The following is an 18993-nucleotide window of genomic DNA, read 5'->3' on the forward strand; positions in this document are numbered from 1 at the left end:
TTATGCTAAGTTTCTTTTAATCATTTGTTTTTTATAGAAAGAACGCAGCATTCCGGCTAATAAAAACAGTCCGACAAAAAGTACTGGTAAAACCAGTTTCATTTTACCATTAACCGATTTGGTATTGCGTACATTGATTATCGAGCTGCTTTCCTTTATAATTTCTTTATAGTTGTGCATCTGAACATTCAGATAACCTAACTCATTTACCAGTTGATCTTTTGTTTTGATCACGTCATTCAACTGCGTGTTTTCATTATAATAAACCAACTTGTCGCTCTTTTGTTGCGAACTCGTATTTAAAGAAAACTGATTTAAAATACCATTGATCTGGTTAATCGTTTCCTGATTTGTTTTAATTTTTAACTCCAGGTTTCCAATTCTTTCTTTTTGAATCGTTCTGTAATAATCACTGTCATTAAAGAATTTCATTAACGGTTCCAACGTCATCGTTCTGTTTGTTAATCCATGTGTGATAAACGATATGGTATGGAATTTGTAATTCTTACTCGTCACATTGTCTTCCAATATCTTTTTGATATCTCCATCTTCGGCCATCAATTTGATCATCTGGAAGTTTTCTTCGCTGTTATCAATAAATCTGTAGATATCAACAATCGGTTCTACTTCTATTCTCGATATTTTATCCGCATCTTTTATTCCTAGTTTTTCTAAAAACGGATAATCGCGCTCTTTGATTTTGGCATTTAATAACTCTACTTTCGAATACAGATAGTCGACACTTTCAAAATTGGGGATTACAATGATCTGATTGTTATATACCCGTTCTGCTTTGTCCAGATAAAATCCTAATCCGGCTCCCAAAACGAACAAAATAGAGATAATGATAATATTGCGTTTAAAAAATAGTATCCCATCAAAAATCCAATCTAAAAAAGATTGAAATAAGTTTCCAATTTTTTTTGAAAGATGTGATAAATCGATTTCCTGATCTTCTGACTGAGTCGAATTAGAGTTATTATTCATAGTAAGTGGATAGGTTTTATTTTATATTAAAAATTTGTTCTAAAATCTTAATCGTAATTAAATAAGTTGGTTTTACTCCGGTTGTTCCCAATCCTCCCGAAGCTAATGTACTTCCTGTTTCCAATGGGTTATCCGAGGCATAATACGCATAACGCACTTTTACATTTGACGGGATACTTTTTCTAATTTTGGAAGCCGACTGGATGGCTTTCTGATAGTAGGCGCCTTCCATTTCCAGTCCAATCACACCCCAAGTCGATTCGTGGAAAAATTTTAGCAGGTCTTTATTTTGTAACGATGTTCCTAATACCGTTATCATTGGTCCTGCAAAAACCGGAATCTCATTTCCTTCGAACATTTCGGCCGAAAGTTCGTTGTCAAACGGATAGTTATCGCCCGTTCCTTCGTTGATATGTGCCGACGGAATCATGATGTCGCCTTTTCCTCCTTCCAAAATACCGGCTTTCCCCATAATCGAAACCGATTCTACGTTTAGGAATACTTTTTCCTGTCCGTCTTTATACGGTTTTAAGAGTTCGTCGATTGTTTCGTAGGCTTGTTCCCCAAAAGCATAATCCATCACGATAATAACCGGATGTTCGCCTTCGACTTTTGCTTTCGGAAATGCCGATTTGTTCCAGTCGATTTTTTCGGTGTCGAAAATCTGAACGTCAATGTTGGTTCCCGAAGTATCCGGAAGTGAAATCATGCCGTGTTTGATCGCAAATTCTTCCGCTTTCGCACGTAAATCGTTATTGCCTGATTTGCTCAGTTCTTCGTAAATCACAAAATCCGACTGGTCTTTGAATTTCCCTTTTAATACGTGTGTCGCAAATAAGGAATTCATCACACTGTGCATGTTCGCACTGATCACGTGAATCGGACGGTGAATTAATTTATTTTTCTGTAAAACTTTTTTAATGTTGTTCGCCCAGATCTCGCCATGAATATGGTGACCCAAACGCTCTCTCAAAATCGGGCTAAACGTAATGGTTCGTTTGTTGTTGTCGACCACTTCTTCTATCGCCAGTTTTCCTAACCAGTAAATGATATGTAGGAAACGTTCGGGCGCCTGTTGCGTGGCAAAACTGTCGTAAATATCCAATACCTCAGCAAAGGTTCTTCCTAAGATATTCGACACATGCGAAATCGCTTTTTCACGTTCAACCAACGTTAGTTTTTTATTCTGAAGAATTACCTGCTCCAGTTTTTCCCAATCTCGGGTTAAACGACCGTCTTCGTCGATTAATACGCGGTCTTTAATTTTATGCGATTCGATAAAAATAAAGGTAAGGTGCGTTAAAATATCATAGATATCCGAACGACCACGGGTAATTTCGATATTCATCTGTTCGTCGTCGATACGATAACAGTTTCGTCTTCTTTTTGGCGGTACTATCGCCTGAAAATGCGACTTTGAATAGCCTTCATCTGATGTCAGGTTGATATAACGGCATTCTTCAATACCAATCGGTAAACGTTCGATTACATATAATAATCCGTTTAACTCTACTTTTTCTTCTGCAATCGACCCATATATTTCCGGACGTAACGACAATAAGGCTTCCCGTAATGTTTCTCCAGAAACGCCCATGGGTTTATAGAATCCTCTGTTAAACAAATGACGCATGGTAATGTACAAACGTTCAATTGCTGCCGATGATTCCTGTGCGCGTGAGCGCGAAATGTTTTTAATCTCTTTCATATGCTTTCTATTTAGTAACCCACAAATGTAGGATTTTTATTTTTTAGTTTGTTAAAGTTAACTTTATCGCAAGTTCATTAAACTTGTTGTTATACTTCTTTATTCCCGATTGTATCGGTTTGTCAAATCGCGACCATCGTCCCATCGTAAACCGCCAGGAAGTACTTTCTTCAGACGGTACTGTTCCTATTCTGGGTTCGTATCGGATTCCGGAAAAGTTACTAACGGTATAACTTCCCGAAGCCGCATCTTTTACAGCTGTTTTAAAATCGTATTTGTTTCCGTCGATAATAAGCCATTCGACGGCAACAAACAGGCCCTCTTTTCCAATTTCCAAATTATAGCCGTCCAGTTGTACCACGGTGTTTTGTTTTCCTTTTGCCGCTTCGATGATCAGATTTTTATCGGTCAGATCTTTCCCCGGACTTCCATCTTCTGCCACGTCATAAAAATGCAGGAGAAATGTTGCCGGATCCACTTCTGAGTCGGTCATGATCATCAATTCCTTAAGGTAGGGTGTTTTGGCACTGTTCGCATCAAACGGAAAATAGCGCGCTACAATCCACGGATTTTTTCCACTGGAAAAGAAATGGTTAATCCCTCCTTTTTTATAATCGCCAACGGTTGTCGTTTTATTGCTTTTCTTTCCGGTAATCACCACTTCCTGAAGCTGTAACGGACGCTGCTTTAAAACCACTTTTGCCGCTTCGGTACCTTTTACTTTCGTTGTTTCATACCCCAATGCACTGAATACTAAAACCTTCTCCGGATTTTTTTCGAAAATAGTAAAATCTCCGTTCACATCGGCCGTAGTTCCGTTATTTTCATCTTCAACCCAGATATTAACATAGGAAACCGGTTGTTGGGTTTCGTTAACGACTGTTCCACGGATTTGTGCCCGACTACTTATCGAAAGAAACAGCAGAAAAAATAAGATTTTCCTCATCTTATGCTTTCCTTAATTTATCCGCTATTTTACGGTCGTTCGAAAGTCGTGGCAGTTTATTTTGTCCGCCCAGTTTTCCTTCGGATTTCATATATTCCTGAAAAGCATTCTTGCTTACTTTTGTCACAACCACGGTTCGCAATACATTTCCGGAAATCAAATCGTCGTAATAAACGTTTTGGGTTCGCATGGCTTTGTCCAGTTTTTGTTCAAATACGCCCAGGTCTTCCGGTTCCTGTTCAAATTCAATCAGCCATTCGTGATACGGTAAGCCCTCGGTTGGTGTGATTTGCGGCGCTACGGTAAATTCATTAACCCGAACATCGGTATTTTCCATCGCTTCTTGTAAAGCGGCTTCCACTTCTTTTCCGATCACGTGTTCCCCAAATGCAGAAATATAATGTTTGATGCGTCCCGAGACAATTACCCGATACGGTTTCAAGCTCGTAAACTGAATCGTGTCACCAATATTATACGACCATAATCCGGCGTTTGTAGAAATGATCAAAACATAATTGATTCCCAGTTCTACTTCGCCTATGGTATAGCGTTTTGGGTTTTCCTGGAAAAATTCGTCACTTTTGATAAACTCATAAAAAATCCCCGAGTTCAACAACAGTAACATTCCTTTTTCTTTCTGCGTATCCTGATAGGCAAAAAAGCCTTCGGAAGCCGGAAATAGTTCGATACTGTCGACTTTCCGTCCGATCAGGTTTTCGAATTTCGCCCGATAGGGTTCGTAATTCACACCACCGTAGATAAACAGGTTAAAGTTTTTAAAGATTTCACCTACCGGTTTGTTGCCTTTTTCTTTTAGCTTTTCAAAATACATTTGTACCCACGACGGAATTCCGGAGATGACCGCCATGTCTTCGTGGAAGGTCTCCTCTACTATCGCGTCGACTTTGGTTTCCCAATCTTCAATACAATTGGTTTCCCAGCTTGGCATCCGGTTTTTTTGTAAGTATTTCGGAACATAGTGCGCTACAATTCCCGAAAGTCGGCCGAGTTTGATTCCGTTTTTCTCGTCCAATACCGGACTTCCCTGCAAAAAAATCATTTTGCCGTCTACAAACGACGCGTTTCCGGTTTCGTGGATATAATGTAAAATTGCATTCCGTGCCGCTTCAATATGATACGGCATCGATTCTTTGGTTAGCGGAATATATTTTGCGCCAGATGTCGTTCCTGACGTTTTGGCCAGGTATAAGGGTTTTCCTTTCCATAATACGTCGGCCTCACCGGTTAACATTTTGTCGATATACGGTCGCAGTTGTTCATAATCGCGAACCGGAACCTGTTTTTGGAAATCGGCTACCGATGTGAATGACTCAAACTGATGGTCTTTTCCAAATTGGGTGTTTTGAGCCGAACGAATCAGTTCCCAAAATATTTTTTGTTGGGTTGCAACCGGATTATCCGCCCATTTTTGGGTATTCTTATAAATTTTTCCAGCTAGTATTTTAGCGATGATCGATTTTATCGACATTTGATTTTATTTAGAATTATCGGCAAACTTTTTTTTCAATGCTTTTTCGGTTCGGTATATCAGGATAAAAACAAAAAGCAATACCAGCGCCATACTGATAGCGAATTCACTATTCTTCAGCACGGGTAACAACAACGGTGTCATCGCCAGTAACATCAATACAACTCCACTTTTGATCAATTCTATTGCGGAATATTTTTGCGCAAATTGCCATCGTTCCTGCGACTTCATCGAGCTTGATGTACGGTAACCGTATAGGCTGTTTATTTTTTTAGGCGGAAAACAATACTGAATCAATCCGGCAAGGATAAAAATTCCACCGCATAATAAAGGTAATTGTAACAGATTTGTTGTCCACTCCATAGTTCGTTATTCAAAATCAATAAACTGCGTCGGATCGATCGGATAACCGTCTTTCCAGAGTTCAAAGTGTAATTGTACATCCGGATAGGTTCCGGTAATTCCGGCCAAAGCTATCACTTCTCCCGATTTAACCACGTCTCCTTCCGATTTGGTTAAAGATGCCGCTCGTTTATAAACCGAAAGAATTCCGTCGTTATGTCTGATGATGATCACCTGTCCGTTGGTTGGCGTCCAGTCGGAAAAAATTACGGTGCCGTTTGCAATCGATTTGATTGGTGTGTTCTTCGCCAGAGCGATACTGATATTATAATGTTTGTTTTTTGCATTGTATTTTTCTACAATATGACCTTTTACCGGTGGTAATAAAACCAGATTTACCCTGGGTTTGGCTTTTTCAAAAACATTGTATTTGTCTTCCAGGCGAACCTGTTCCCGTAGTTTTAAATCGGTTTGCGACGGATTCAGATCGGCAACTTCAGCGGTTTTGTCTTCTACTTTTATGGAATCTTTGTTTAACCGGGCATAATCCAAATTACCGGTAAGCACTTTTTTAATCGACTCCACATACAGGTTGTTCTGCCGCATCACCTGTTCCAGCGAATCGGATTTTATAGCCAGTTGTGTGGCCTCCTTTTTAAGTTTGGTCGATGAATAACCCGGAATATATTCCCGCAAGGGTGTAAAGGCAATAATAAACGTGGTTGCAGTAATCAGGAATATCGTAGATACGGTGAGACTCACAAAAACGTTCATCAGATTTAACTTCAGAGAAAATATCTCTTCAAACGTATCTTCATTCAATATAACCAATCGGTTTTTATTGAATAATTTCTTTTTTAAAAGCTGTCGTTTTAGTCGCTTCGCAGACATTATTTTCTTTTAATTCACAAATATAATAATTTAATACCGGCTTTCTTAATCCTACACCTATATTGATTTTTATGATTTAGGTTAAAGAAATCCTAAATTTAGACCCTCATCCTTAAAAAGCTTTAATTATTTATTCGTCTAATTGGATTTATACCTAACTTTGTTCTCTCGATTTACGAATTAATTTTTTGAAATAATAAACACAGTAACAATGGGAAAGCTTGGTGCAACAGAAATAATCCTGATCGTAGTGGTAATTGTACTTTTATTCGGTGGTAAAAAAATTCCTGAACTAATGAAAGGTTTGGGTTCCGGAATTAAAGAATTCAAAAATGCGGCTAAAGACGATCAACCTTCCGCTCCTAAGAAAGACGAAACCAAAGAGTAATTTTTTGTAATACTTTTTTTAGAGGCTGTAAAAGTAAACGACTTTTTTTAAAAAAGAGGCTGTTTATTTTTTACAGCCTCTTTTTATTTTGCTTTACAGTATCATACTTAACTGTATACGTTTACGATCTTCGTCAACTTCGGTTACTTTTACCTGTACGTGTTGGTGTAACTTCACCACTTCGTTAACATCGCTCACAAATCCTTCTTTGAGCTGGGAAATATGAACCAATCCGCTTTCCTTGATTCCAATATCCACAAAACATCCGAAATTGGTAATATTGTTCACAATGCCCGGTAATACCATTCCGGTGCGCAAATCCCGGATCGTTTTAACATTGGCATCGAATTCGAATACTTTGGCCGATTTCCTCGGATCCAATCCCGGTTTTTCCAATTCTTTTACAATGTCTTTTAAACTTAATAGTCCAACCGCATCGGTGACATAGTTTTCCAATGGTATCGCGCTTATTTTTTCTTTATTGGCAATCAAATCGTTAACCGATATTTTAAGGTCTTTTGCCATTTTCTCAACAATTCCGTAGGCTTCCGGATGTACTGCCGAATTGTCTAACGGGTTTTTGGCATTCGTGATTCGGATAAAAGCCGCCGCCTGTTGAAAGGCTTTTTCGCCCAATCGCGGTACTTTTTTCAGTTGGTTCCGACTTTCGAAAGCACCATTTTCCGAACGATACGCTACGATGTTTTCGGCCATCTTCTCGCCTATTCCGGACACATAACGCAACAACGATTTACTTGCCGTATTCAAATTGATTCCAACGGAGTTTACACAACGGGTTACCACCGTGTCCAGTTCGCTTTTCAATTGTGTCTGATCCACATCGTGTTGGTACTGCCCTACTCCAATCGATTTCGGGTCGATTTTAACCAGTTCGGCCAACGGATCCGACAAGCGTCTTCCGATCGATACGGCACCACGAACGGTAACATCGTAATTCGGAAATTCGTCTCGGGCAATTTTGGACGCCGAATATACCGACGCTCCGGCTTCGCTCACTACAAATACCTGTATGGGTTTGTCGAAAGCTATTTTTTTAATAAAAAATTCCGTTTCCCGGGACGCCGTTCCATTTCCGATCGAAATCGCATCGATCTTATACGAATTGACCATCGATCGGATTTTTTTCATTGCCATTGCCGTTTCATTTTGCGGCGCATGCGGAAAAATGGTTTCGTTATACAACAAATCCCCTTTTTCGTCCAGGCAAACCACCTTACATCCGGTTCGGAATCCCGGGTCGATTGCCAGAATCCGTTTTTCACCCAATGGCGGTGCCAGTAACAACTGGTTTAAATTTCCGGCGAATACCTGAATCGAACTCGCATCGGCTTTCGCTTTTGCTTCCTGTAAAGTTTCGTTCGAAATTGCCGGTTCCAATAATCTTTTATAACTGTCGCCAATTGCTTTTTTGAGATGTGTAGCGGTATCTTTCTTGTTTTTAATGATGTTCTCTTCGATAAACTCCAGTGCTTCTTCCTGTTCGATATCGACTTTTAATTTGATATAGCCTTCTTTTTCAGCGCGTAACATCGCCAGCAAACGATGTGACGGTGCTTTGGTTATCGGTTCCGACCATTCGAAGTATTGTTCGAATTTTTTGGCTCCTTCTTCGTCTTTTTTCGCTTTTATCACTTTGGTTTCGATCACCGCTTTACGCTGGAACATTCTTCGCAGGTTTTTACGGATATACATGTTTTCATTAATCCATTCGGCTACAATATCGCGCGCACCCTGAAGTGCTTCGTCTTCGTTTGCTACTTTGTCATTCAGGTATTTTGAGGCAATATAATCGAGATCATCTGCATTTTGTGCCATGATGATTTTAGCCAGCGGTTCCAATCCGTTTTCACGGGCCACATCGGCTTTGGTTTTTCTTTTTTTCTTATACGGCAGGTAAAAATCTTCCAATTCGTTCAGGTCAAAACTGTTGCTTATCTTTTGTTCCAGTTCCGGTGTTAAGGCTTCCTGTTCCTCAATGGATTTTAAAATGGCCTCTTTTCGTTTAATAATGGCTTCGAAAGCCGCATCTAATTTGGCAATCTGTTCGATAACAACCTCATCCAGATTCCCGGTTTTGTCTTTTCGGTAACGGGCAATAAAGGGTATCGTACAATCTTCTGCCAAAAGTTGTAAGGTGCTTTCTATGTTCTTTGGAGCCGTCGAAACATGCTTTAGTATATACGCTATATTCGTCATCCTATAAATAAATTGCTTGTTAAAATATCACAACCGCTGTTTTATAAAAACGGATCGTGAAGGCTAAAATACTATCTTTGGCAGAAATTTTATAACAATGCAGCCATTATTCTGTTATGTCCTCAGCATGAATGTATTTGCCTTCGTTGTTTTTGGCATCGATAAATGGCTGGCGATTCGTCAACGAAAACGGATATCCGAAAAAACGTTACTGGCTATTAGTTTTATTGGCGGAAGTATCGGTGCGATCGGTGCGATGCTGCTTTTTCGACATAAAACCGCCAAGCCTTCTTTTTTATGGAAGTTTTCGGTACTATTGGTTTTACAAATCGGAATACTGATGTGTCTTAAACAGTATTTTGAACGTTGATATTATCATTTGATCATAATAAAAACCGCCCGGAATATTTCCGCTGAAATCTATATATTTGTCCAATCCCTTACTAAATTCAAGATATTTTGATACCGAATCTTACAAAAAATAAGTTTTCCCGGTTTTCTTTCCTGCTACAAACCAACTATATTTTTGGTCTACTTGTGGCAGTAGCGGCTTTAATTGCCATCAAACAGTATAACCACGGCAGTTATAACAACTATTCGATTTTTAAATATACGTTTTGGCATTTAATCGAATCCAAATCGCTTTATGCGCATTATCCCGATGAATATTGGGACCGAAATCACTACGGCCCTGTTTTTGCCTTATTTATCGCTCCTTTTGCGCTATTACCGGATTATCTGGGTATGCTGTTATGGAATGTATGTAGTGTACTTGTTTTTGCTTTCGGAATTAAAAGTTTACCGCTTTCGAATAACGTAAAGGCCATTATCGCACTAATCTGCGCCAATGAGCTGATTACCGCTTTACTAAGTTTTCAGTTTAATATTTTCCTGACGGGTGCTATTCTGATTGCCTTTTCCTATACGCTAAAAAATAAAAACGGAATCGCTACTTTTCCTATTATAAGTTGTACAATGATCAAATTATACGGAATTGTAGGATTGGCATTTTTCTTTTTTACGCAGAAAAAAATACAGTTTATTCTTGGGCTTATTTTTTGGGCTGTAGTACTTTTTGTGGTACCGATGCTTTTGTCATCGCCTAAGTTTATTATCGAAACCTACGTAGAATGGTTCAATACGTTGGTTTATAAAAATTCGTCGAATATCAGTCTGGATTCGTATCAGGATATTTCCTTTATGGGAATGGTTCGACGGTCTTTGGGCGATCCTACTATTCCGAATACTCCGTTTCTAATTGGCGGTGTATTGCTCTTCGGAGCAACCTATCTGAGAATAAAACAATTTCAATTCCTGGAGTTTCGGTTGTTATTACTGGCGTCGACGTTGATTTTTACCGTAATTTTTAGCAGTGGCTCCGAATCGCCTACTTATATCATCGCGTTTACCGGTGTGGCCATCTGGTTTATGCGTAAATCGCAACATTCCAAATGGGAGATCGCATTACTGATTTTTGCGATTTTACTTACATCCTTATCGCCAACAGATTTGTTTCCGAAAGTGGCTCGTGTTTTTATCCGTAATCATGCGTTAAAAGCCTTACCTTGTATTATCATCTGGTTTACAATAATTTATGAAATGCTCACAAAAGATTTCAAACCTAAATCCGTTACCGTATGCGAAAATTAGTCTCTATTGTAATTCCTGCTTATAACGAAGCGGATAATATCCGGAATATCTTTACAAATATTCATTCCGTTTTTAGTGCACTACCGTATAACTGGGAGGTTATTTTTGTGGACGATGGGAGTAAGGATGAAACACTGGTTACCGTAAAAGAACTCGCAAACAAGTATAACAATGCCTATTTTCTGGAGTTTTCCAAGAATTTCGGACATCAACTGGCCGTAAAAGCCGGTTTGGATAATGCCTATGGTGATTGTGTGATTTCATTGGACTGCGATGCGCAACATCCACCGGAAATCATTCCGGAAATGCTTCAAAAATGGGAGGAAGGTTTTGATATTGTCTACACCATTCGGGAAGAAGACAAACGTCTTTCGAAAGCCAAAAGAAGCAGTTCGAATCTTTTTTATAAACTGGTTAATTCCCTTTCGGACATTGAACTCGAAGCCGGTACAGCCGATTTCAGACTGATGGATCGTAAAGTGGTAAATGTATTCCGAAACTTTCATGAAACCGAACCGTTTTTAAGAGGACTTACCAAATGGCTTGGTTTTAAACAATATGGTATCCGCTATGAACCGGCCGAACGTTTTGCCGGTACTAGTAAGTATTCCTTTAAAAAAATGGTCCGCCTGGCCTTACATGGTGTGACTTCGTTTAGTATAAAACCTTTATATACTGCCGTTTATGTAGGATTGATCATGTCGCTGTTATCGCTATTGTATATCCCGTATGTGGTATATGCGTTTTATAATCATATCGAAGTTTCCGGTTGGGCCTCTATTATTATTACCATTGTTTTCTTTGGCGGTTTACAACTTATCATGCTGGGAATCATTGGTATTTATGTCGGTAAGATGTTTATGCAAACCAAAAACCGACCGAATTATATTATCCGTTCTACCAATTTAAAAGATCAGTCATGATTTTATTAAGTTTTGATATTGAAGAATTCGACATGCCGTTCGAATACGGAAAAGACATCTCATTCGACGATCAGATTCAATTGTCCATTGCCGGTTCTCATTCGATTCTGGATATTTTGCAAAAACATCAGGTAAAAGCGACGTTTTTTAGTACGGCCACTTTTGCGATTCATGCACCCGAAATTATCGAACGTATCAAAACGGAAGGGCATGAACTGGCGTCACATACGTATTACCATTCCAATTTTGAAGTTTCGCATTTAAAGGAATCCAAAGACAAACTGGAAGAATTGTCCGGTATGACCGTGACCGGTTTCCGAATGCCGCGTATGATGCCGGTAGACGAAAAAGAAGTCGCCAAAGCCGGTTATGTGTATAACAGTTCGATCAATCCAACGTATCTTCCCGGAAGGTATAACAACCTGCATATTTCCCGGACGTATTATACAAAAGACAACGTGTTACAGATTCCGGCTTCGGTGAGTCCATTGGTACGGTTTCCGCTTTTCTGGTTGTCGTTTCACAATCTTCCGTTGGGTTTGTACAGCCGCATTGCCAAATGGACCTATAAAAAAGATAAGTACCTCAACATTTATTTCCACCCGTGGGAGTTTACCGATCTGGACGATTTCGAACGTTTTGGATTCCCGGGTTATGTCCGTAAAAACACCGGCGTAAAAATGGAAAACCGACTGGATCAGTTTATTTCCAATATGAAAAAAAGCAAATTGCCGTTTGGAACTTTTCAGGAGTTTGTTAAAGGTATCGTTACACCTGACAGGTTTTAAAAACCTGTCAGGTGTGCTGCAATAAATAGAAAAGGCTTCCAAATGGAAGCCTTTTTATTATAACCCTAGCAGGTCTTTTCTCTTTATTCTTTATTCTCCAGTCTATTGACAAACCGGGATTTTATTCACACGATTCGCATGACGTCCACCTTCAAAAGCGGTTGCTAAAAAGGTATCGACCATCTCGATTGTCTGTTGGATTGACGTAAATCGCGCCGGAATACTGATAATATTCGCATCGTTATGCTGACGTGCCAAAGCCGCAATTTCTTTTGTCCAGCACAATGCCGCACGGATTCCCTGGTGTTTGTTTACCGTAATCGCGATACCGTTTCCGCTTCCGCAGATCACAATACCAAAATCGGCTCTTCCTTCTGTCACATCCAATGCAACCGGGTGACCGAAATCGGGATAATCCACACTGTCGAAAGTGTCTGTCCCATGATTCGTTACCGTATGTCCCTGGGCTTCCAGATGTTTTAAAATCGCTTGTTTATAGTCCGGACCGGCATGGTCGTTCCCAATTGAAATTCTCATTGTGTTGTTGTTTATTTGTTTACTGCAAAGTTAGCAAAGAATACTGTTAAACAATTTTTAAATTGGAATCGTCATTTAATTTTTTCAGAATCGCGCGTACCGCCTCAATATCATCCGGATGTACTTTTAGTTTAATCCCTCCCAAAGCCTGCGAATACATCGGTGCAATGTTCATCATCGTCTCATTTTCAAAAAAATAACGGATTTCCTGTTGTTCCAATAAATGCTTTAGCACGGCAATTTCGTGCGGATAATCAAAAACGGCTACCGTAACAAATTCATTCATCGTTTAAAGGTTTTGCTAAAGATACAAAAGTTATTATTTCTATAATTCTTATTCTTTCTTCCCCGATTGTGAATACTAATTCGTAATTTTAGCAGTATATTAGAAAAGAATTTATGAGTAAGAAACACAAAAAGTTAGGTAACAAAGGGAAAGATTTTTCTGCAAAAATCTTTAAAATCCTATCCAAAGAACCTAACAAAACATTCAACTATAAGCAAATAGCTGCAATTCTGGAGTTGAATGATACCCAAAGTCGGAATGAAATCATCAAAGAATTAAAATACCTTACCTCCAAAGAAAAAATCGAAGAAGTGGACCGCGGTAAATACCGTATCATCACAAAAGCCGATTATTTTGAAGGTGTAATCGATATGACCAGTCGGAAAACAGCTTATTTTGTTTGTCCGGATCTGGAAGACGATGTTTTTATCCCAACCAATAATCTGAATCATTCTCTGGATGGTGATAAGGTAAAAATTTATATCTACAATCGCAGAAAAGGACGCAGACCGGAAGGGGAAGTCGTTGAAATTATCGAACGTAAAAAAACCGATTTTGTAGGTGTGATCGATATCCAAAAGAACTTTGCTTTTGTGACGTCGGCCAATCCGAAAATGTATACCGATATCTTTATTCCAAAAGACAAAATGGGAGAGGCGCAAAATGGCGATGTCGTTCTGGTTCATATCGAAGACTGGCCGGCTAAAGCTGACAGCCCGTTTGGAGTGGTTACAAAAGTACTTGGAAGACCGGGTGAACACAATACCGAAATCCATGCGATCCTTGCAGAATATGGACTACCATACGATTTCCCGATAGAGGTGGAGGCCTATGCCAAAAAACTGGATACTTCCATTCAGGAAAGCGAAATCCTGAAACGCCGCGATATGCGGAATACGCTTACGTTTACAATCGACCCGAAAGACGCCAAGGATTTTGACGACGCCTTATCGTTCGAAAAACTTCCGAATGGAAACTATGAAATCGGAATCCATATTGCCGATGTTTCCCATTATGTTCAGGAAGGAACCGTCCTGGACGATGAAGCCTACCAACGGGCCACTTCCGTTTATCTGGTCGATCGGGTAGTGCCAATGCTTCCGGAAGTGCTTTCCAATTTTGCCTGTTCACTACGTCCACACGAAGAGAAATATACCTTTTCGGCCGTTTTTGAACTGAATGAAAAAGCCGAATTGGTTAACCAGTGGTTTGGCCGAACGGTAACCTATTCCGACCAACGTTTTGCCTATGAAGAAGCGCAGCATATTATCGAAACCAAAGGAAATCAGATTCCGGCCGAAATTTCGCTTACCGGAAAGGATTATACTGTCGATGCACCTATCGTGGAAGCAACGCTAAAATTAAACGAGCTGGCTAAGATTCTTAGAAAAAAACGAATGCAAAACGGTGCTATTTCGTTCGATAAAGTAGAAGTAAAATTCCACCTGAACGAAAATGCCGAACCAACCGGAGTGTATTTTAAAGTCGCTAAGGATGCCAACCATCTGATCGAAGAATTTATGTTGCTGGCCAATAGAAAAGTAGCAGAATTTATCGGAAAACAAAAGAAAACATTTGTGTATCGTATCCACGACGAACCGGATCAGGACAAGTTGATTAACCTACAAACCGTAATCTCTAAATTCGGTTATTCGATCAATTTTAAATCCAAAGATGCCATTTCAAAATCGTTGAATACGTTGTTGGAAGATGTACAGGGTAAAAAAGAACAAAATCTGGTGGATACACTGGCCATTCGTAGTATGAGCAAAGCCAGTTATTCTACCGAAAACATAGGCCATTACGGACTGGCATTCGATTATTATTCGCATTTTACATCTCCTATTCGTCGTTATCCCGATGTTATGGCACACCGTTTGCTACAACATTATCTCGATGGCGGTGCTTCGGCCGATGCGGAAGTATATGAGGAAAAATGTATGCATTCCTCTACTATGGAAAGTCTGGCAGCCAATGCCGAACGCGACAGTATCAAGTATATGCAGGTGAAGTATATGCAGGATCACAAAGACGAAGCGTTTTTGGGCGTTATTTCCGGTGTGACCGAATGGGGTATTTATGTGGAAATTATTGAAAATAAGTGTGAAGGTATGGTACGTATCCGCGAAATACGCGACGATTATTATACATTCGACGAAAAACAATATGCCTTGGTGGGCGAAATTTCACATAATATCATCCAATTGGGCGACGAAGTCATCGTAAAAGTGAAAAATGCCGATCTGGTTAAAAAACAACTGGATTTTCATTTTATCAAAAAGAAAGATTCGTAACATTTTAAAAACAGAAAACGATGCTAAAAACAACTTTTAAGAACAGTTTCGCAATAGTCACATTCCTATTGGCAACGCAGTTTGGTTTTGCTCAGGTGACTAAAAACGTAGGTGATTTTACAGCGGTAAAAGTATTCGATAAAATATCGGCCCAATTAGTTCCTTCTTCCGAAAGCAAAATTGAATTAAAAGGTCAAGGCGCTGAAAAAGTGGAAATTGTAAACAAAAACGGCGATTTAAAAATCCGTATGCCATTGGATAAATTCCTGAAAGGAGAAGACATCACGGCGATTATTTACTGTAAAAACGTAGAAAGTATCGAAGCCAGCGAAGGTGCCTATGTTTCCAGTGATGCTACTTTAAAAGGGGTGGATTTTACTGTAAATGCCAATAAAGGCGGTCAAATTAAAGTGGCTTTGGATGTTAAAAAAGCGGGGATTCGTGCTACTACAGGCGGAATCGTTAAACTGAGCGGTAAAGCCGAAAATCAGGATATTGTAATCAATTCTGGTGGTATTGTAAATGCGAAAACTTTCGAAACCTCGCAAACGACTGTAGCCGTTAATGCCGGTGGTGAAGCCGATATTTTTGCAACCGATTTGGTAGACGCCAAAACAAGAGCAGGAGGGGACATTACGATTTACGGAAATCCTAAAAAAGTAAATCAGAAAACCATTGCTGGTGGAAATATTGACGTAATCAAAAAATAATTCCGTTACAACTGAAACAAAATATATAAAATCCCGACTAGTTTGTAGTCGGGGTTTCTTTTATACAATAAACCCGCTTTCCGGTCGATTTGAGACAATCGTTTTAAACCTATCGGATTTTTTAAACTATATTTGTAATTTAACATTGTAGTAACAGTGTTTTTACGCTTATTCACCTTAAATACCTTTTCATGATAGACGATATTCTTACCGGAATTCCGTTAGGATTCTTTTTAAGTTTTATGATCGGCCCTGTCTTTTTTGTGCTTTTGGAAACCAGTATTACCAAAGGATTTCGCGCGGCCATGTCATTTGACGTTGGAGTAGTCTTAGGTGATATCGTTTTTATTGCTATTGCTTATTTTAGTAGTGTCCGACTGATTCAAAGTATTAAAGACGATCCGGCTTTGTTTATTTTTGGTGGTATTCTGATGTTTACCTATGGAATGATTACTTTTTTTAAACTCCGTAGACAAAGTAAATCGATCGAAGAAGACGAAGAAGTTGTCGAATTGATCAAAAGAGATTACTTCAGCCTTTTTATTAAGGGATTCCTACTTAATTTTATCAATATCGGGGTTTTAGGATTCTGGCTGGCGATTATCATTACTTTCGGACCAAAACTGGATATGGTGCCTTCCCGTATGTTAACGTTTTTTAGTGCAGTGATTGGTTCCTATTTCATTACGGATATCGGAAAAATCTTGTTAGCGAAGCAACTTCGTAAAAAACTGACTCCAGCTAACATTCTGAAAGTTAAAAAATTAAGTAGTATTTTGTTAATCGTTTTCGGATTGGTATTGATGTTCCAGGGATGGTTTCCTAAAGAAAAGGAATTTGTAAAAAATACACTGGAAAAAATAGAAGAGAAAAAATAATAGTAAATTATAGTGAGTCGTCCTAAAATAGGTTGACAGATTTTAGAATAAAAATATATTAACCAGTCAGGTTTTCTGGCTGGTTTTTTTGATGTATAAAGTTAGGTGTTTTCATTTTCAGACTCAAATGTGGTCTTTTATTATTATAGGTTTGTATTGCTGTTTTTATGAGTTTTTCTAATGTTTGTCCGTCTTTACATTTATAAATCAAAAATTCGTTTTTTAAAATTCCGTTTATTCTCTCAGCTAACGCATTCTGATAACAATCATATCCGTCGGTCATAGAGGGCGTAATACCGTTTTTAGCTAATACTTTCTGATAAATTTTAGAACAATATTGTAATCCTCTATCGGAGTGATGTATCAGTGGTAATGTTGATTTCCTATTCAGTACAGCCATTTTTAATGCCTGTACCACATTTTCAGAACTCATATCATCACTGAGTTTGTATCCCATTATTTTTCTACTATAAGCATCAGTAACTAAAGATAGATAATGCGTTTTCTGATGTGATTTGATATAAGTAATATCACTAACGTATACCTGTTCGGGACGGTTAATTTCACATTCTTTCAAAAGATTTTCGTACTTGTGTAGCCAATGTTTAGAATAGGTAGTTTTAGTGTAACTCTTCATTGGTTTAACAAGTAACTTCTCCCTTCTTAGATAATCAAATAAAGCATCACGACCTATCTTTACACCCTGTTGATCAAATTGCTTCGAAAGTAGATAATATAGTTTACGTGTTCCTATACGTGGCATTTCCAATCGCAAAGAAAGAACCAGATGCTTTACTTTGAGTAAGGCAGATTCCCGATGGAAGATTCTTTTTTGTTCCTGATATATAGCTTGTCTACTCATCCCAAACAATCGGCAACTTTTGGACAAACTTATTCCTGCTCCTTCCCGGAGTCGGAAGATGGTTTGGGAGAAAACTTTTTTCGGATCTGAGTTCCGTACTGACTATCAGAAATGTCGATCATCGTATTGAGAATCGTATTTCGAAGTTTCTCATCGGCCAGTTCTTTCTCTAATCGTTTAATAATTTGAGCCGGGGTTTCTTTAGATTTAGACATAAATAACAGATTTGGTTTACTCCAGTCTAAGTTACCATATTTTCGAAGCCAAACCAAAACAGTACTTCTTCCCTGGATTCCATAAACAGATTGAGCCTGCCTATAAGTCATTTCACCTTGTTCAACTCGGGTAATTACAGCTAATTTAAAAGCCATGTTGTAATCCTTTTGACTACGCTTAATAGCCTTGCTTTCTTTGTCTTTCATAATAAAGTCGATTTGGTGTCAACTTATTTCAGGACGGGACATAGTTATAAAAAAAGAGCGGTTATAGTAACCGCTCTTTTTGTTTCCTGAGGCATCGAGCGGATTCGAACCGCTGTGGACGGTTTTGCAGACCGCTGCCTAGCCTCTCGGCCACGATGCCAGTATTGTAGGGCGCAAACTTACTAAAATATTTTGAAATTCAAATTCAAATTCGACATTTTATTGTACTTATTTTATAATGCGCTCGTTTTCAACAGGCTGTTAACTACGGTATTCTTCCATTTGAACCGTAACCGCTTCCACATCGCCCCCAATTGGTGGGTTTAGTTTGGAAACTGCTACCGTAATTCTCGAAACAGCAGGAATTTCCTTAAAAATCCGAACCAGAATACGCTTCGCTACATGCTCTAATAATTTCGAACGGATCGCCATTTCTTCCCGAACTATCCGGTTTAAGTGTACATAATCAACCGTATCAACCAATTCATCGGTATCCGACGGCTTCCGTAAATCTGTTTTTACTTCCAAATCCACACTGTAATCCGATCCGATTTTACTTTCTTCTTCCAGACATCCGTGGAACGAAAAGGTACGGATGTTTTTTAACTTAATGATTCCCATTTTTAAACGTATTCGATAATAGATTAGTCCTTCGACGGATAAAAGTACGAATTTTTA

19 protein-coding genes and 1 tRNA gene are annotated in these 18993 nt (G+C 38.9%); 8 read left to right on the plus strand and 12 right to left on the minus strand.

The genetic code is table 11. The features are described 5' to 3' along the window. The 6 genes from ABFU83_RS15180 to ABFU83_RS15205 are packed head-to-tail and all read right to left on the minus strand — an operon-like array spanning position 1 to position 6360. The gene (locus tag ABFU83_RS15180; RefSeq protein ID WP_136404326.1) at positions 1–987 is read right to left on the minus strand and encodes a hypothetical protein; all 987 of its coding nucleotides are present in this window, start codon (positions 985–987) and stop codon (positions 1–3) included. A 16-nt stretch (positions 988–1003) separates the two neighbouring features. Then, entirely contained in the window at positions 1004–2692 is a 1689-nt protein-coding gene (locus ABFU83_RS15185) for a hypothetical protein (protein ID WP_347067136.1), read from the minus strand. A gap of 43 nt (positions 2693–2735) precedes the next feature. Beyond that, the gene (locus ABFU83_RS15190; RefSeq protein ID WP_347067138.1) at positions 2736–3638 is read right to left on the minus strand and encodes a carboxypeptidase-like regulatory domain-containing protein; all 903 of its coding nucleotides are present in this window, start codon (positions 3636–3638) and stop codon (positions 2736–2738) included. 1 nt (position 3639) lies between these two features. After that, complete coding sequence (locus ABFU83_RS15195; RefSeq protein ID WP_347067140.1) at positions 3640–5127, minus strand: GH3 auxin-responsive promoter family protein; 1488 nt, start codon at positions 5125–5127, stop codon at positions 3640–3642. A 6-nt stretch (positions 5128–5133) separates the two neighbouring features. Further along, positions 5134–5490 carry an SdpI family protein gene (locus tag ABFU83_RS15200; protein WP_347067141.1) on the minus strand — a complete coding sequence of 119 codons (357 nt, stop codon included), beginning with the start codon at positions 5488–5490 and terminating at the stop codon, positions 5134–5136. 6 nt (positions 5491–5496) lie between these two features. Then, positions 5497–6360 (minus strand): M23 family metallopeptidase, encoded by an 864-nt coding sequence (locus ABFU83_RS15205; RefSeq protein WP_347067143.1) that lies wholly within the window; start codon positions 6358–6360, stop codon positions 5497–5499. 211 nt (positions 6361–6571) lie between these two features. Here ABFU83_RS15205 and tatA point away from each other — a divergent pair, with 211 nt between their 5' ends. After that, entirely contained in the window at positions 6572–6748 is a 177-nt protein-coding gene (gene tatA / locus ABFU83_RS15210) for a twin-arginine translocase TatA/TatE family subunit (RefSeq protein WP_136404332.1), read from the plus strand. 93 nt (positions 6749–6841) lie between these two features. Here tatA and ABFU83_RS15215 read toward each other — a convergent pair whose 3' ends face one another. Continuing rightward, positions 6842–8965: a Tex family protein gene (locus ABFU83_RS15215; protein ID WP_347067145.1), complete on the minus strand. Its 2124-nt coding sequence runs from the start codon at positions 8963–8965 to the stop codon at positions 6842–6844. Positions 8966–9062: 97 nt separating this feature from the next. On the opposite strand from ABFU83_RS15215, the gene ABFU83_RS15220 reads away from it, so the two are divergent. The 4 genes from ABFU83_RS15220 (at position 9063) to ABFU83_RS15235 (ending at position 12326) form a co-directional block, all read left to right on the plus strand. Next, a complete protein-coding gene (locus ABFU83_RS15220; protein WP_347067147.1) occupies positions 9063–9335 on the plus strand; it encodes a DUF1294 domain-containing protein in 273 nt (90 codons plus the stop codon). 89 nt (positions 9336–9424) lie between these two features. Next, positions 9425–10615 carry a glycosyltransferase family 87 protein gene (locus tag ABFU83_RS15225; protein ID WP_347067149.1) on the plus strand — a complete coding sequence of 397 codons (1191 nt, stop codon included), beginning with the start codon at positions 9425–9427 and terminating at the stop codon, positions 10613–10615. Beyond that, entirely contained in the window at positions 10603–11538 is a 936-nt protein-coding gene (locus tag ABFU83_RS15230) for a glycosyltransferase family 2 protein (RefSeq protein ID WP_347067151.1), read from the plus strand. Before ABFU83_RS15225 ends, ABFU83_RS15230 begins: the two co-directional genes overlap by 13 nt. After that, positions 11535–12326, plus strand: coding sequence for a polysaccharide deacetylase family protein (locus ABFU83_RS15235; RefSeq protein WP_347067152.1), 792 nt, complete (start codon positions 11535–11537; stop codon positions 12324–12326). Before ABFU83_RS15230 ends, ABFU83_RS15235 begins: the two co-directional genes overlap by 4 nt. Positions 12327–12428: 102 nt before the next feature. Here the strand turns inward: ABFU83_RS15235 and rpiB are convergent, their stop codons facing one another. Further along, positions 12429–12863 (minus strand): ribose 5-phosphate isomerase B, encoded by a 435-nt coding sequence (rpiB, locus tag ABFU83_RS15240; RefSeq protein WP_347067154.1) that lies wholly within the window; start codon positions 12861–12863, stop codon positions 12429–12431. Between the two features lie 46 nt (positions 12864–12909). Further along, positions 12910–13149 carry a DUF2007 domain-containing protein gene (locus ABFU83_RS15245; RefSeq protein WP_347067155.1) on the minus strand — a complete coding sequence of 80 codons (240 nt, stop codon included), beginning with the start codon at positions 13147–13149 and terminating at the stop codon, positions 12910–12912. A gap of 113 nt (positions 13150–13262) precedes the next feature. On the opposite strand from ABFU83_RS15245, the gene rnr reads away from it, so the two are divergent. The 3 genes from rnr (at position 13263) to ABFU83_RS15260 (ending at position 17031) form a co-directional block, all read left to right on the plus strand. Further along, on the plus strand, positions 13263–15443 hold the full coding sequence (gene rnr, locus ABFU83_RS15250) for a ribonuclease R (protein ID WP_347067157.1): 2181 nt from the start codon (positions 13263–13265) through the stop codon (positions 15441–15443). 20 nt (positions 15444–15463) lie between these two features. Beyond that, positions 15464–16153: a head GIN domain-containing protein gene (locus tag ABFU83_RS15255; RefSeq protein WP_347067159.1), complete on the plus strand. Its 690-nt coding sequence runs from the start codon at positions 15464–15466 to the stop codon at positions 16151–16153. A gap of 191 nt (positions 16154–16344) precedes the next feature. After that, positions 16345–17031, plus strand: coding sequence for a LysE family transporter (locus tag ABFU83_RS15260; RefSeq protein WP_347067160.1), 687 nt, complete (start codon positions 16345–16347; stop codon positions 17029–17031). Positions 17032–17089: 58 nt separating this feature from the next. On the opposite strand, the gene ABFU83_RS15265 is transcribed toward ABFU83_RS15260, so the two are convergent. The 3 genes from ABFU83_RS15265 to folB form a co-directional block, all read right to left on the minus strand. After that, a protein-coding gene (locus ABFU83_RS15265; protein ID WP_347067162.1) for an IS3 family transposase occupies positions 17090–18315 on the minus strand; the annotation gives its coding sequence in 2 pieces (ribosomal slippage) (positions 17090–17976 and positions 17976–18315; 1227 coding nt in all). Positions 18316–18404: 89 nt separating this feature from the next. Beyond that, positions 18405–18475: transfer RNA gene (locus ABFU83_RS15270), tRNA-Cys, on the minus strand. Between the two features lie 101 nt (positions 18476–18576). Then, on the minus strand, positions 18577–18936 hold the full coding sequence (folB, locus tag ABFU83_RS15275) for a dihydroneopterin aldolase (protein ID WP_347067164.1): 360 nt from the start codon (positions 18934–18936) through the stop codon (positions 18577–18579). Positions 18937–18993 lie beyond the last annotated feature (57 nt).

This window comes from Flavobacterium sp. WV_118_3, from assembly GCF_039778605.1.
Lineage (GTDB): Bacteria > Bacteroidota > Bacteroidia > Flavobacteriales > Flavobacteriaceae > Flavobacterium.

Excerpts from the sequence above, each read along its gene's own strand:
- ABFU83_RS15180 (WP_136404326.1), bottom strand. The coding sequence starts at position 987 with ATGAATAATAACTCTAATTCGACTCAGTCAGAAGATCAGGAAATCGAT.
- ABFU83_RS15185 (WP_347067136.1), bottom strand. The coding sequence starts at position 2,692 with ATGAAAGAGATTAAAAACATTTCGCGCTCACGCGCACAGGAATCATCG.
- ABFU83_RS15190 (WP_347067138.1), bottom strand. The coding sequence starts at position 3,638 with ATGAGGAAAATCTTATTTTTTCTGCTGTTTCTTTCGATAAGTAGTCGG.
- ABFU83_RS15195 (WP_347067140.1), bottom strand. The coding sequence starts at position 5,127 with ATGTCGATAAAATCGATCATCGCTAAAATACTAGCTGGAAAAATTTAT.
- ABFU83_RS15200 (WP_347067141.1), bottom strand. The coding sequence starts at position 5,490 with ATGGAGTGGACAACAAATCTGTTACAATTACCTTTATTATGCGGTGGA.
- ABFU83_RS15205 (WP_347067143.1), bottom strand. The coding sequence starts at position 6,360 with ATGTCTGCGAAGCGACTAAAACGACAGCTTTTAAAAAAGAAATTATTC.
- tatA (WP_136404332.1), top strand. The coding sequence starts at position 6,572 with ATGGGAAAGCTTGGTGCAACAGAAATAATCCTGATCGTAGTGGTAATT.
- ABFU83_RS15215 (WP_347067145.1), bottom strand. The coding sequence starts at position 8,965 with ATGACGAATATAGCGTATATACTAAAGCATGTTTCGACGGCTCCAAAG.
- ABFU83_RS15220 (WP_347067147.1), top strand. The coding sequence starts at position 9,063 with ATGCAGCCATTATTCTGTTATGTCCTCAGCATGAATGTATTTGCCTTC.
- ABFU83_RS15230 (WP_347067151.1), top strand. The coding sequence starts at position 10,603 with ATGCGAAAATTAGTCTCTATTGTAATTCCTGCTTATAACGAAGCGGAT.
- ABFU83_RS15235 (WP_347067152.1), top strand. The coding sequence starts at position 11,535 with ATGATTTTATTAAGTTTTGATATTGAAGAATTCGACATGCCGTTCGAA.
- rpiB (WP_347067154.1), bottom strand. The coding sequence starts at position 12,863 with ATGAGAATTTCAATTGGGAACGACCATGCCGGTCCGGACTATAAACAA.
- ABFU83_RS15245 (WP_347067155.1), bottom strand. The coding sequence starts at position 13,149 with ATGAATGAATTTGTTACGGTAGCCGTTTTTGATTATCCGCACGAAATT.
- rnr (WP_347067157.1), top strand. The coding sequence starts at position 13,263 with ATGAGTAAGAAACACAAAAAGTTAGGTAACAAAGGGAAAGATTTTTCT.
- ABFU83_RS15255 (WP_347067159.1), top strand. The coding sequence starts at position 15,464 with ATGCTAAAAACAACTTTTAAGAACAGTTTCGCAATAGTCACATTCCTA.
- ABFU83_RS15260 (WP_347067160.1), top strand. The coding sequence starts at position 16,345 with ATGATAGACGATATTCTTACCGGAATTCCGTTAGGATTCTTTTTAAGT.
- folB (WP_347067164.1), bottom strand. The coding sequence starts at position 18,936 with ATGGGAATCATTAAGTTAAAAAACATCCGTACCTTTTCGTTCCACGGA.